Source organism: Pseudoalteromonas sp. N1230-9, from assembly GCF_032716425.1.
In the GTDB taxonomy this organism is placed as follows: domain Bacteria; phylum Pseudomonadota; class Gammaproteobacteria; order Enterobacterales; family Alteromonadaceae; genus Pseudoalteromonas.
Genome location: NZ_CP090420.1, coordinates 213,138 through 226,880 on the forward strand (window position 1 = coordinate 213,138; position 13,743 = coordinate 226,880).

Consider the following 13,743-nt stretch of genomic DNA (forward strand, 5'->3'; position numbering starts at 1 on the left):
AGAAACGCATTCATTTTTAACTGGGGCGTTGCTCTAAAACAAAAAAGCGCAGCTTAACTAAGCCGCGCTTTTTGCTATCAATTCACAATTAAAGTGTGTAGCTAAAGGTTAATTTAGCATTACGCTCTTCGCCTGGCATACCGCCTAAGAACATTGCTTTTGAGTAATAGGTTTTGTTAAACAAGTTATTTAGGTTTAACTGTAGTTTCCAATCATCTGTTTGATATTGAATTGCGGCGTCGTAAACCGTGTAGCTAGGTACGTAGCCATCAGGAATACCAAACGAGGTTGAGTTGGTGCTGCGGTCATCAACATATTGCACGCCTGCGCTAATTGTAAGTGGCTCGGCTAAATCAAACCATTTAGCGTCATAGCTTAACCAACTACTTGCAGTTACGTAAGGCACACCTTTTTGGCGAGTATCGAAAGATGATGAGTTAGGGTTTTTCTTATCACGCGCGTCTTGATAGACCGCGTTGATGTTAAGTTTCCACTGCTCGTTTAAATCGGCATTTAAATCAAGTTCAACACCTTTGGTTTGCTCTTCACCATCGTAAAAGCTTTTTGGTACTGAGGCATCAGATACACCGGCTTCGTAATCTAGGTTGGCATACTCAAGGTTTGTACGGGCACTATCAAACACCACAAGTGATGCTAGTAGTTGATCGTCAAAGGCTTTTACACGCATACCAATGTCGTTACTGACTGATTCTGCGTCATCGCGGTCAGCTTCGTTACCCGACACACTACCAAGTACGCTGTAGGCAGTACGACCTTTAGAATGGTTTACAAAGAACGAAATATCATCGCTCAGTTTGTAGGTTGCACCTAGGTTGTAGGTCATACCGCTGTCTGATGTATCTGCTTCTGGTGTTGGCTCGGCGGCACTGGCACGGTAGCGCGCATCTACACCAAAGTGTTCGTAGCTTTGTTTAATACGGTTAAACGCAACGCCTACACGGGTAGTGAAAGTGTCGTGAATATAGGCAACATGTTGAATACCTACACCCCAAGCCTGAACCTTTTTGTTGTAATTGCTGGTTTTTAGCGGGTCGTAATCATAAAAGCTGCCTTCGCCCCAGTTTGGGTTACGAATATCAAAAATGTAAGGTAATTGACCTTGGTAAATAACCTCTCCATCTTTGTTTTTAATGACCTTGTCAGCATCGTAAATTGAGTATTGTTTAAAACGAATATCGCGGTCTTCGTAGTTGGCGTTTACCAGTAGCTCGTTATCAATTCCGGCAAAGCTAAAGTCATAACGAAGATCAGCAAAGTATTGCCATGATTTTTCGTCAGCTTCTACTTGGCGGTATTCTTGGCGACGAGCGGCAAATGGGTAAAGTACGTCATCAACCACTAAAGGAGCGCGCGGGTCGGCATTGATCACGCCATTACGGTTCCAATAAACGTAGTTATAAGCACCTGTTTGGCGGGCAAAGCTCGATTCGTAATTACGGTATTGTAGTTGCTGGTTTAAAAATAAATTATCAGTAATGAAGTAGTTATGGGTTAACTTAAAGCGTAGCTCTTCGCCTTTGTTATCATTTGCCATTGGCGAAATAATACCGTTATGGCCAAAGGTATAAGGTGTTAGGCCATCATTTGCTGCCAATGAGTCTGCTAATTGTTGACGTTGCTGAACGGTTAGTTGCAGGCCTTTTGCTGTTGCATCGTTAATTAAATCGGCAGCTGTTACTTCACCTGCGGTTTTACCATTTACTGAGTCGCTGTTAAAAATACGAATAGGGTGGCCAATTGAATCAACGGCAATGGCATCTTTGATATAAGCGGCAGAAATCATGATGTCTTGTTTGTCGCTTAATACGTATTTTAACGCACCATAAATTTCGTCACGGTCGTCTTTTAAGTCGCGGTAGCCATCGCTGCGAGCGGTTTTTGCGTTAACGCGATAAGCAAGGTTGTCGGTTAATGCTGCTGTGCTATCAAAGCCTAATGCGTAGCTATCCCATTGACCAAGCTCTGCATTAACGGTGTGCTTTTCAGTAAATTGTGGTTTCTTTTCGATTAGGTTGATAACACCACCTGCGCTACCCATACCATATAAGCCCGTTGCAGGGCCTTTAAGTACTTCTACAGATTCAACGTTGGTCATTGAGCGGGTTGGGTTAAAAGTGTTACCTAGACCTGCACCGCCGTACATGCCATCGTAGGTATAGTTAGCACCTAAACCGCGGATCACCAAGTTATCGCCAATACCGTAGTTGTTACCCGCTTGGGTTACACCACTGATGTTACGCACTAAGTCTTGTAGATTTGTAGCGCCTTGCGAGTTGATAAGCTCTTGATCAACAACCACAACAGGGGCTGGCGTTTCCATTAAGGTCATATTTGATTTAGTGGCAAGGCCAGATTCAAGTACCACACGATTTTGTTTGTCGTAAACGGTAATTCGTTCAACTGAGTCTAAATCGTTGGCGTTTGCATTGAATGCGCTTAAGCAGGCAAGGGCTAAAATTGAGTATTTATGTGTCATTATTATGGGGAATTTGTCGAAAATTTTCGGCAATGATAATGCGAGCTATTTTCATTTCAAGTTTTATTTATCTAAATTAGGTATTTTTTTCGTTTTAATACAAAAAAGAGATGTTTTGTTAAAGCTTATTTAACTTGTGAGCGGTGAATTGTTAAAAAAGGGGAGAGCTGGCTTCTAAATAAGAAGCCAGAAAATCAATTTATTTATAGACTTTGCCGTCTTTCATTACAAATTTTACATCTTCCAGTACGGCAATGTTTTCAAGCGGGTTGCCTTTAACCGCAATGATGTCGGCTAAGAAGCCGCTTTTGATTTGACCAAGTTGATCATCCACTTTTAGCAGTTTAGCGCTATTAATTGTCGCTGATTGTAATGCCTGCAGTGGCGTCATACCAAACTCAACCATACGCGAAAACTGTTTAGCGTTATCGCCATGTGGGTAAATTGCGGCATCGGTACCAAATACCATATTCACACCCGCTTTAACGGCACGGCTGAAACTATCACGCTGTTTTTTAGATACTTGGCGCTCTTTGTTGAGGTTTTCTTCTGCAACCCCGTTTTGTTCACCGAAGGCAAGTGTGTACTCAGTGTTATAAATATCCATTGAGAACCAAGTACCATGTTTTTTAGCAAGTTTAATGGCTTCGTCATCAACAAAACTAACGTGTTCTACACTGTCTACACCAGCAATGATTGCGGCTTTTATACCACTCGTACCATGTGCATGTGCCGCAGCGGTAAGGCCGCGTAGGTGTGCTTCGTTCACAATGGCGTTCATTTCATCTTGTGAATACTGCTGAATACCTACCTTAGTGCCTTTTGAGAAAACCCCGCCTGTTGCGCAAAACTTAATCGCATTGGCACCATATTTAATGTTTTCGCGTACTTTAGCTCGTACAGCCCACGGGCCATCAGCAACGCCTTCGGCGGTGTATTTCATTTCTGGTGGTAAACGGTTGTTATCACAGTGACCGCCAGTAACACCTAAAGACGGCCCTGCTGCCCAAATACGTGGGCCAGCAATGTCGCCTGCATTAATACCATCACGTACAGCAATCACACTGTAGCCTTCTGCACCTAAGTTACGCAGCGTTGTAAAACCTGCATACAGTGTTTTTTCGGCAAAGTGTGCCGCTTTAATTGCTTTACGCGGAATCGATTGACCAATTCGCTCACTGCGCGGCACAGTAGGATCGCTCGTTAAATGCACATGCATATCCATTAAACCAGGCACTAAGGTTAGTTCTGGCAACTGTATATGTTTATCACCCTCTTTTAGCCGTGGTTCTTTATTACTATCTACACTTGTTATTTGACCGTTTTCTATACTAACAAGTGGTGATTTAATCAGTTTTCCTGAATGAACATCAACCATTTCTTTTGCAGATATATAGGTTGCAGCATTTATATTCATTGATATAAAGCCCGTTAAGCCAAGGCTTATTGATAGCAGAGTCTTTTTCATTTTTATTCAAAGTTAGATAGTCGAATCGCAACTCTAGCAACCACTTTGCATAGTGTAAATAAACTGCGATAAATTGCAGGGATACTTGCTTATTAGCAAGCTAAAGCCGCATAATTTATCTGTAATCACTATCAGGGCAAGGAAAGAATGAAAAATATAAAATTAGCAATAATCAGTTCGGCAGTTCTATTTGCATTAGTTGGTTGTAACGAACCTGCTTCTAAAAATGAAAAGCCGACGACTGAAAACGCACAAACTACGACGCAAGCAGAAGCACCTGCAGCACAACTCGACACACTATTAGCCGATTACTTTGAAGATGGTTTACAGTTTAACCCTATCGGCGGCACTTACATCGGTCGCAGCGAATATAACGACCAATTTATTGCACCTATCAATAAAGCAAACCGTGACGAGCAGCTTAACTTTGTTAAAGAATACAAAAACAAACTAGCAAATATCGATAAAGCGCAATTAACAGGTCAGTCATTATTGAGCTACGAAATTCTAGCGCGCGATTTAGACCTTGCGATTGAAGGCGCTCAGTTTCCAAGTTACTTAATGCCAATTAATCAAATGGGCGGTGCGCATAATACCTTTGCAGCTTTAGGTTCTGGGCAAAGCGCACAGCCTTTTAACACGGTTGAAGATTATCAAGTATTTGAAAAGCGTGCCGATGGTTTCATCGCTTGGTTAGAGAGTGTTGAGCAATCAATGCGCCAAGGCATGAAAGACAAAGTGGTTCTTCCTAAACCGCTTGCTGAAAAACTATTACCGCAATTTCAAACTCATATCGTAGAAAAACCAGAAGAGTCATTATTCTGGGGGCCAATTGCTCAGTTACCTGAGTCATTTAGCGACGAACAAAAAGCACAGCTAACAAGCGAATACACGGCGATGATCAGCGAGCGTTTAGTGCCTGCGTATCAAAAAATGGCTGACTTTTTAGCCAACGAATACGTACCAAATGCCCGTGAAAGCATTGGTTACAGTGAGCTGCCAAATGGCAAAGCATGGTATGAGTATCAAATTAAACAGCATACAACGCTGAGCCTAAATGCCGATGAAATTCATGACATTGGCTTAAGCGAAGTATCGCGCATTTTATCTGAAATGAAAAAAGTCAAAGAGACTGTGGGTTTCGAAGGCGATTTAAAAGCGTTTTTTGAACACTTAAGAACCTCAGATGAGTTTTACTACGATACGCCTGAAGAGCTAATTGCCGCGTACGAAGCAGTAAAAGAAAAAATCGACGCTAAGCTGCCGCAAATGTTCGATATTGCGCCAAAAGCGCCATATATAGTAAAAGCAGTTGAAGATTTCCGCGCAGAATCAGCGGCGGGTGCTTCTTACCAATCACCAGCACCTGATGGTTCGCGCCCAGGTATTTTTTATATCAATACCTTTAACCTTAAAGCACAGCCTAAGTTTTTACTTGAAACCCTGTCTATTCACGAAGCAGCACCAGGCCATCATTTTCAAATTGCATTGCAGCAAGAAATTGAAGGATTACCGCTATTTCGTAAGTTTGGTGGTTACACTGTGTTTGCAGAAGGGTGGGCACTATATGCAGAAAGCTTAGGTAAAGAACTTGGCTTATTCACTGACCCTTACATGTGGTATGGCCGTTTATCGGATGAGCAATTACGTGCAATGCGCTTAGTGCTTGATACTGGTTTTCATGCAAAAGGTTGGACACGCCAACAAGGTATTGATTACATGTTGGCTAACTCATCAATGGCCGAAAGTGACATTATTGCCGAAGTTGAGCGTTATATTGCATGGCCTGGCCAAGCGCTCTCGTACAAGTTAGGTCAGTTCAAAATCCAAGAACTACGTGACTACGCGAGTAAAGAGCTAGGCGATAAGTTCGATATTAAAGCCTTCCATACGCAAGTGCTGATTGATGGCGCATTACCAATGCCAATTCTTGAAGAGAAAATTAAGCGTTGGGTTAACGAGCAAAAATAGCACCTTTGCGCGCATGCTGGCTTTACGCTAGAATGCGCGCTGTTTAGGGGCTTTGAGTAATACCATGTTAGAAGATCAATTTTGGCTTAAGCGCTCGCTTGAGCAAATGTCACAACCTGAATGGGAAGCCATTTGTGACGGCTGTGGTAAATGTTGTTTAAATACATTTATCGACAGTGAAGACGAAGATGAATTTACCGCAACGGATCAACTTCGTGAGGGTGAAGAACTTATTTTCACTAATATCGTTTGCCAGTACCTAGACAACGACACTTGCGGTTGTAGCGAATATGCGAACCGTCAAATCTTAGTACCTTCGTGTGTAAAACTCACTAAAGAAAACCTCAAAGATATCTTTTTTATGCCGCAAAGCTGTAGCTACCGCCGTCTTTACGAAGGTCGTGGCCTTGCTTCTTGGCACCCATTACTGAACGGTGGCAGTAAAGATATGATGCATCAACTGGGTATTTCTGTGCGTGACAAAACAGTGAAAGACTGTGATGTCGACCTAGATGACTTTGACCTATACGTGGCTGAGTGGCCAACCAGAGACATTGATTAATGAGCGCCCTTAAAGCAAGCATTGGCCTGTTAAACCCAAAAAGCCCAACGAATGTGGGTGGGGTGCTACGCGCCGCTGGGTGTTATAATGCCAAGCAAGTGTTTTTTACTGGTAGCCGCTATTTACGCGCTAATAAGTACCATACCGATACCAAAAATGTGCTTGAGCATATTCCATTAACCCAAGTTGAAAGCCTAGAGCAAGCCAAGCCTGAAGGTGCCACAACGGTGGTGATTGAGCTGGTTGAAGGTGCAACGCCACTGCCTGAATTTAAGCATCCTGAAAACGCATTCTATGTGTTTGGCCCTGAAGATGGCTCGGTCAGTAAGGACGTGCTGAAGTGGTGTGATGAAGTAGTGTATGTGCCAACAATAGGTTGTATGAACCTAGCCGCGACCTGCAATGTTGTGCTCTACGATCGGCTTGCCAAACTCGGTGGCATCGAAAGCTCTAACGACACCATTTGCAATAGTCGAGACACTAACAACTCACTTAAATGGCAACCAAATCAATCTGAGAAAGCCGACACTGAGTAATCACTCATAATAGCTTTGTTAGTGCCAGATTTAATAGTGGTAACGACACGAAATTATCGTTATCGCTTGATCATCGACTATGTAGACAAGTCTGTTGGTGTCATCAATACGACGAGACCAAAAACCAGATAAGTTCTCTTTTAACGGCTCTGGTTTTCCGATGCCCTCAAATGCTGAACGCTTAACATCATTAATGAGTTTGTTGATCCGCTTGAGTGTTTTCTTGTCTTGAGTATTGCCAATACAGGTAGTCATCCCATGCGTCATCAGTCCACGACAGTAATTGTTGACTATCATTCATCAATTAACTCTCGTGCTGTTGTTTTACCAGCACGGTACTGTGCAATCGAACGGATTAGGTGTTCAGCGTTTTTAGGTGAACGTAATAAGTGAACTGTTTCCATGAGGCTATTGTAGTAATCCAAAGACATAACTACAGCATCTTCAGAGTCACGGCGGGTAATAACAGTTGTATCAGCATCATTAACTACACCATCCAAAACAGCTTTGAGGCCATTTCTAGCTTCAGTAAAAGATACGATTCTCATAATAACCTCAACATGTACATTTAATGGAACAAGTATAGTCTTTAGTTATCTACATATACAGTGAGTTAAACATGAAGTATTGATCAAGAAACAACTGATTTACCATCATTAGCGAGCTGCATGAATACACTTTTAAATGAAGTGGGGTTTATAGTACTGAAAGAGAGTGTAAAAAAAGAGCGCTGAATTGCGCTCTTTGTGTATTTAATTAAATTAATCACTCTTTTGTGATTTGTACATTACTTTCCATGTTAATACCGTTATCAGTGATGTCGGTGGCAAAATAAACACTAACAGGTTGATGACGCAGTGAATCAAGTTCAGCCATTTCCTCATCACTTAATTGACCGGTTGCTGCAACGCTATCGAGCAAAGGTAAAAGAATTTTTTGAACGTCAAATGCCATATTAACAAAGCCATTTTTAGTGACACTTTGCGACTCTAGAGTATCGGCAATTTGTGCTGACTTATCACCAGTGAAAATCACAATATGATTGCCCTTTAGCGCCATTTTAATATCAAAGTTAAGTGGCACTGGTGAGGGAATGTATTCGTTGATCAGCACCGCATCACCATTGGCAGGCAGTTTTATATTGGCAAGTGGTGGTACAAAACCTTGCGCAATCGAATACAAACCATGGGCATCGGTAGCTGATAGGGTAACGATAGCATCAAGCTTATCAATTTGTGGCCCTTGGTAGTCATCAATAGTAAATGCAGCATCTTGAACGCTCACACTCATGCCTTGTACGCCATTTGCAAAGCCTGACATCATGGCAAGCCCTGCAGTGCTCACATCTTGCATTTCATTTTGTAGTGCGACAATTGGGCCACAGTTAAACTCAGCTGACTTAATTGCACCCGTGAGTGTATTGGCAAGCGGCATTACTTTTGCGACATCAACACCATAGGCAACACTTAAAACTTGACCGTCAAGTTGTGTAGTGTGTTTTGGCACGAAGCCACGTATTGCTTGTAGAGTATTTAGTAAGTCTTGATCTGTACTTTGTAGAACAGCTTTTACATCAAAGTTGGCGTAATCAGTAGTGATACGTGTTTTTGTAGTCCCTGACACAGTTGCAGGCCATTTAGCCGCAATGGTGGCGATGTCATCTTGGCATTCAGGGGTTGAAATAGCCGATAATGCATTGCCTTGCTGTGCTTTATTGAGTAACTCTTTTAGCATTTGATGTAAGCGAGAGTTTTCTTTACCAGTAAGGGCGTTAGCAATCCGTTGATGATCAACATAGCCTACAGAATTTCCATCCAATGAAAAAGTATTGATAAGCGTTGCCAGTTTATCGGTATCTGCTAATGATTTAACAGGCTTTTCAACCCCTAAAGCAATTCGTAAGTCTTGCTCGTTTGTTAAAGGACTACTCAAAGTGAGTGTTACCCAATTATCTGTTGCAGATGCAATCAGATGAATATCATCGATACCATCTAAAGTGAGTGCAAATTGTGTGTAAGTGACACCTTGTGAAGATTCATCAGAGTAGGAAATACCTGCTTCATCAGCAGACTCTTTAATGCTATTTAAAAGTGCAGTTTGCTCACCCACTTTAATACGAAATATCGGCATTAACCCTTGGCTGTAAAATAACCCCATAGATTCATCGCTGAACCCCCATGTAGACTTGAACGTGTCATATGACGTTAACGATGTTTGGTACTTTTCTAAAAGCGCTGCAATAAAGAGGGCATTTGGATCGCCACTCGTTCTTAGCTGAGCAACAACGGGCGTTAAATCGTTGCCGCCTTTCATTGCACTCGGCATAAGCTCAAAGTATTTAGCATACGGAAATGGTTTTAATTGACCGTAAAAAATTGGCGTGTCGGCAGGGACGTGCTGAAGTTGCGACAACTCTACATTAACGCTTGTATTACTTTGTGAATAGAGGAACGCGCCAGCGACAATAGCGACTGCGCCTCCTGCAAGAAGTTTGCTATTCATAGCATAAATTCCTTTTTAATAATTAGATACGCTGAAAAACATACCACGATTATCTTTAAAAGTCCTAGGTTTAGATACTCTACATATCCAGAGCATCACCTCTATCTGTTTTTAATATAGGTCTGAATTTCATCGCAAATCTTAGTAATAAATAATTGCTCATGCCATTTTAAATCGATAAAAATAACGATAAGGAAAAAGTATTTTGCAAGTAAATCAATTTTTTAAAGTAGCCACTACTGTCGTAGCATCGGCTGTGCTAGCTGCGTGTAGTTCAAAACCTATTGCATTAGATCCTGTTATTGGTGATACAGGGCAAGCTTTATCGGCGATTGCACTTAAAAGTGATGTTAAACACTACGATTTGGCACTTGAGGTATTTCCTGATAACAAACGTATTAAAGGTATTGCTACAACAGACTTTAAACTGCTAGCAGCCACTCAATTTGTAGAATTAAAATTGGATAGTCGCTTTACAATTAATGAGGTGAGCTCAAAAGGCGAGGCTCTTAAATATGAGCGAGATGGCGGTGTAATTCGTGTTGATTTAGGTGAGCAACAAGCAAAAGACAGTGTGGTTAGTGTTGCTGTAGCCTATCAAGGGTTTCCTCATATAGCTAAAAATGCCCCTTGGGATGGCGGGTTCGTATTTTCAAAAACAGAGCAAGGTGAACCTTGGATAGCAACCGCTGTGCAAGGAGAAGGCTGCGACTTATTCTGGCCATGTAAAGATCATTTTGCAGACAAAGCAGACAGTATGCGAATTCGTTTAACAGTACCGCAAGGGCTGAGTGCGGTGACTAATGGCGTATTACAAGAAGTGAAGCCAGTAGAGGGTAATAAACAACAGTTTGATTGGTTGTTATCAGTGCCTGCCAGTGATTATAACATTGCACTTAATATTGGCCCTTACACGCGTATTCAAACGGATTACACCAGTGTGAATGGCGCGACTGTACCTATCGAATTCTGGTCTCTCACAAAAAATGAGCAAAAAGCACGTGAGCTTATCGAAAATGATTTACGCCAGCAGGTTACGTTTTTTGAAAAGATGCTTGGTCCATACCCGTGGGGCGGTGAAAAGTTAGGTTTTGTTGAGACGCCTCACTTAGGCATGGAACATCAAACAGTCAACGCGTATGGTAAAAAATACAAACGTGATCCAAATGGTTATGATTGGTTACTGCAACATGAGCTGGCTCATGAATGGTTTGGCAACTTAATGACCCATGAAAAGCTCAATGATGCATGGCTGCATGAGGGCTTTGGTTTTTACATGCAACCCAGTTACAGCTTATATAAATTTGGTGACGCAGCGTATAACCACAGCATGTATTCAGCTTACCTTGGGCTGAAAAACTGTGAACCAGTGGTACTTGATGGACAAATTACATCTGACCAAGCGTTTAACTCCGATATATATGGCAAAGGTGGTTGGACATTACATACTCTTCGCTGGCTTGTGGGTGAAGACATATTTTGGCAAGCAACACGAGAGCTTCTTTATGGTGTGAACAACACAGCGTCGTTAACATACCCAATTGCTCCTCGTTATCGTAATACCGACGAGTTTATTGCCATAATTAATCGTTTAACTGAAAAAGACTATCAATGGTTTTTTAATATGTATCTTAAGCAGGCTGAATTACCTGTATTAAAAGAAACATATAACGGCGATACGTTAATATTGAGCTGGCAACATCCACAAATTGCAGCTGAACGTTTCCCAATGCCAGTTCCTATTTCGATAAATGGCATAGAGAAAATATACCAAATGGATAAAGGAGAGCTGCGTATCACATTAAAAGAAGGTGATCATGTCGTGATTGACCCAAGCATGAAAGTACTGCGTTACCTACCTATCATTGATAAATGTAAAAAAGAGCAATAATGCGGTAAAGAACACGGCCTTAACAAGCCGTGTTCATACTTGTATTATAAGTCATTTTCACTTGGCAATGACGCAAATGCGCCATAGCGACTGACTGCAAAAGCACCTGCTTTAGCTGCGTAAGCAATCGTCTCTTCGATATTGCTTTGCGTTTGGCAATATTCTTTAAAACTCTGTTTATTGGGGCAATACTGGCCAATTTTAGCCAGCATACCACCAATAAATGCGTCGCCGGCGGCTGTAGTATCAACAACTTTGGTGGCTGGTGGAGCGACTTCACCTGTAAAATCAGCATGGTAATACCGAATAGCCTCGCCACCATTGGTAACCAACAAACAGGTAACCCCAGCTTTTAAAATGGTTTTTATAGTGTGCTCGAATGGTTGGTCTTTGTGACTGCGGTTATTTAAAAATTCCAGCTCTTCATGTGAAAGTTTCACAATATCTGATAGCGATATGACATGCCAAATACGATCAAGTGTGTGACGCATGCTTGGCCATAAATTTTCACGTAGGTTCATATCAAAACTACAAACAGCACCGGCTTTTTTGGCCTGTGTTAGGCCATAAATAGTTGTTTGATAGATGTTATGTTCCGTTAAGCTATTGCTGCATACATGCATGATTGCGTGCTCAGAAAACATGCTATGTTCAAAGTCATCAACGCGATAGAGCAAATCTGCGGCAGGGGGTCTGTAGAAGCTAAACGAACGTTCACCGCTCTCATCTAATGAAACAAATGCAAGGGCTGTTTTCGCTGCATCGGTAAATTGGCAATAGTGGGTATTTACGCTATGTTGAGTCAATTCATCTTTTATAAAATGGCCGAACATGTCATCGCCTAACATACCACAAAAGCTTGTTTTTAAACCGAGTTTAGCAGCAGCCACTGACACGTTTGCAGGGGCACCACCGGCGTATTTGGTAAATGACTCAGGCTGTTTGCCATCGGATAGAAAGTCAATTAATGCTTCGCCAAAACACACTAAACTCATTTTGCATTCCTCAATCTAATCGTTCTTAAAACTTCGTAACAGGCACCCATAGTATGATAGTCAGTTTTACCTGCGGGTGATTTTTCATCACTATAGGGTTGGTTATCGGCAGATAAAATTCGATACCAAGCACCGTATTTATGGTCGACCATATGTTGCCAGCTGTACTGCCAAATTTTTTCGTACCATTGCCAATAGCTTTCATCATTTGTCGCATCAGCGAGTAGGGCAGCTGCGGCTAACGACTCGGCTTGCACCCAAAAATATTTATCACTATCACAAATTTGTTTATCTGGTGAAAAACCATAAAATATACCACCATACTGATTATCCCATGCAACAGTAAGTGTTTCATCAAACAAACTTTTAGCACGTTCAACGAGCCAAGGCTCATCAATGTGGCGATTTAAAATTAGTAACAGTTTAGCCCACTCAGTTTGATGACCAGGTTGAAAGCCCCACGGTCTAAATAAGTGTTTAGGATCATTCTTGTTATAATCAAAATCGAGTTGCCAGTTGTGAGAATAATGCTCCCAAATAAATTGTCGGCTATGTTCAGTTAGTTTAACCGTAAAGGTTTCTGCAAGTAGCTTGGCTCGTGCTAAGTAGCGGGCATTATTTGTTGCTTCAAAACACATGAGTAAAGCTTCGCATAAATGCATATTGGCATTTTGACCACGGTAGCTATCTGCTTGACTCAAGTCACCTGTTCGCTCATCTAAGTACGCGTTGTGATGTTGTTCAAAGTAATGTTTTTCGAGTAAATCCCAAACTCGCGATATTGTTTGCTCACATTCAGTTACTCCTGCCTTAAGAGCAACCGCATTCGCGAGTAACACAAATGCAAGTCCATAACAGTGGTTTGTATCATCTAAAATAGTGACGCAACCGGCTTCGTCTTGCTCTAACAGCCATGCGTAGCCACCCGAGAGTTGTTTATGAACATTTTCAAGATGATCTAGACCATGTTTTGTCAGTGTCAGGTACTCAGGGTTTTTAAACTCGATATAAGCCATTGCATAGTTGAACACAAAACGCGTACTAGATACTAAATGGCGAGTTTGTTTGTCGTAAACTTCACCATCATTTTTAAAATATTGGTAAAATCCACCGGCCCCATTTGAAGCCTGATCAACACAATGAGGGTGATAAAAAGCAAGCGTATCTTTTATGTGCTGCTGTAAAAAAGGCACCGATTTGAAGTTGATGGTTTGCACATCTTCTCCAGCTGAATATTTAAGATAATACAATCATAGCAGGAAATTAAATAATTGGAACGTTCCTATTAAATCCTTGTGCTATTTTTACATCAATGTGTAGA

General features: G+C 41.6%; 10 protein-coding genes and 1 pseudogene. 4 read left to right on the forward strand and 7 right to left on the reverse strand.

What is annotated here, in order from left to right; translation table 11 throughout:
• Positions 1-88: 88 nt before the first annotated feature.
• Both LY624_RS18335 and LY624_RS18340 read right to left on the reverse strand, forming a co-directional pair.
• A complete protein-coding gene (locus LY624_RS18335) occupies positions 89-2,497 on the reverse strand; it encodes a TonB-dependent receptor (RefSeq protein ID WP_445936753.1) in 2,409 nt (802 codons plus the stop codon).
• Positions 2,498-2,696: 199 nt separating this feature from the next.
• Entirely contained in the window at positions 2,697-3,965 is a 1,269-nt protein-coding gene (locus tag LY624_RS18340) for a Xaa-Pro dipeptidase (protein ID WP_341804741.1), read from the reverse strand.
• A 147-nt stretch (positions 3,966-4,112) separates the two neighbouring features.
• On the opposite strand from LY624_RS18340, the gene LY624_RS18345 reads away from it, so the two are divergent.
• The 3 genes from LY624_RS18345 to LY624_RS18355 all read left to right on the forward strand — a co-directional run bounded on the left by LY624_RS18345 (position 4,113) and on the right by LY624_RS18355 (position 7,034).
• The gene (locus tag LY624_RS18345) at positions 4,113-5,936 is read left to right on the forward strand and encodes a DUF885 domain-containing protein (RefSeq protein WP_341804742.1); all 1,824 of its coding nucleotides are present in this window, start codon (positions 4,113-4,115) and stop codon (positions 5,934-5,936) included.
• 64 nt (positions 5,937-6,000) lie between these two features.
• Complete coding sequence (locus LY624_RS18350; RefSeq protein ID WP_062568047.1) at positions 6,001-6,498, forward strand: YcgN family cysteine cluster protein; 498 nt, start codon at positions 6,001-6,003, stop codon at positions 6,496-6,498.
• Complete coding sequence (locus LY624_RS18355) at positions 6,498-7,034, forward strand: RNA methyltransferase (RefSeq protein ID WP_237118945.1); 537 nt, start codon at positions 6,498-6,500, stop codon at positions 7,032-7,034. The genes LY624_RS18350 and LY624_RS18355 overlap by 1 nt, the downstream gene beginning before the upstream one ends.
• A gap of 30 nt (positions 7,035-7,064) precedes the next feature.
• Here LY624_RS18355 and LY624_RS18360 read toward each other — a convergent pair.
• The 3 genes and pseudogenes from LY624_RS18360 to LY624_RS18370 all read right to left on the reverse strand — a co-directional run bounded on the left by LY624_RS18360 (position 7,065) and on the right by LY624_RS18370 (position 9,536).
• Positions 7,065-7,335 (reverse strand): annotated as a pseudogene (locus LY624_RS18360) (Txe/YoeB family addiction module toxin).
• Positions 7,328-7,582, reverse strand: coding sequence for a type II toxin-antitoxin system Phd/YefM family antitoxin (locus LY624_RS18365; RefSeq protein WP_341804743.1), 255 nt, complete (start codon positions 7,580-7,582; stop codon positions 7,328-7,330). The pseudogene LY624_RS18360 and the gene LY624_RS18365 overlap by 8 nt, the downstream one beginning before the upstream one ends.
• A gap of 217 nt (positions 7,583-7,799) precedes the next feature.
• Positions 7,800-9,536, reverse strand: a complete 1,737-nt coding sequence (locus tag LY624_RS18370) for a hypothetical protein (RefSeq protein WP_341804744.1) — start codon at positions 9,534-9,536, stop codon at positions 7,800-7,802.
• Between the two features lie 205 nt (positions 9,537-9,741).
• Here LY624_RS18370 and LY624_RS18375 point away from each other — a divergent pair, with 205 nt between their 5' ends.
• On the forward strand, positions 9,742-11,427 hold the full coding sequence (locus LY624_RS18375; RefSeq protein ID WP_341804745.1) for a M1 family metallopeptidase: 1,686 nt from the start codon (positions 9,742-9,744) through the stop codon (positions 11,425-11,427).
• 44 nt (positions 11,428-11,471) lie between these two features.
• Here LY624_RS18375 and LY624_RS18380 read toward each other — a convergent pair whose 3' ends face one another.
• Positions 11,472-12,422, reverse strand: a complete 951-nt coding sequence (locus LY624_RS18380; protein ID WP_341804746.1) for a carbohydrate kinase family protein — start codon at positions 12,420-12,422, stop codon at positions 11,472-11,474.
• Entirely contained in the window at positions 12,419-13,630 is a 1,212-nt protein-coding gene (locus tag LY624_RS18385) for an AGE family epimerase/isomerase (RefSeq protein WP_341804877.1), read from the reverse strand. The genes LY624_RS18380 and LY624_RS18385 overlap by 4 nt, the downstream gene beginning before the upstream one ends.
• Positions 13,631-13,743 lie beyond the last annotated feature (113 nt).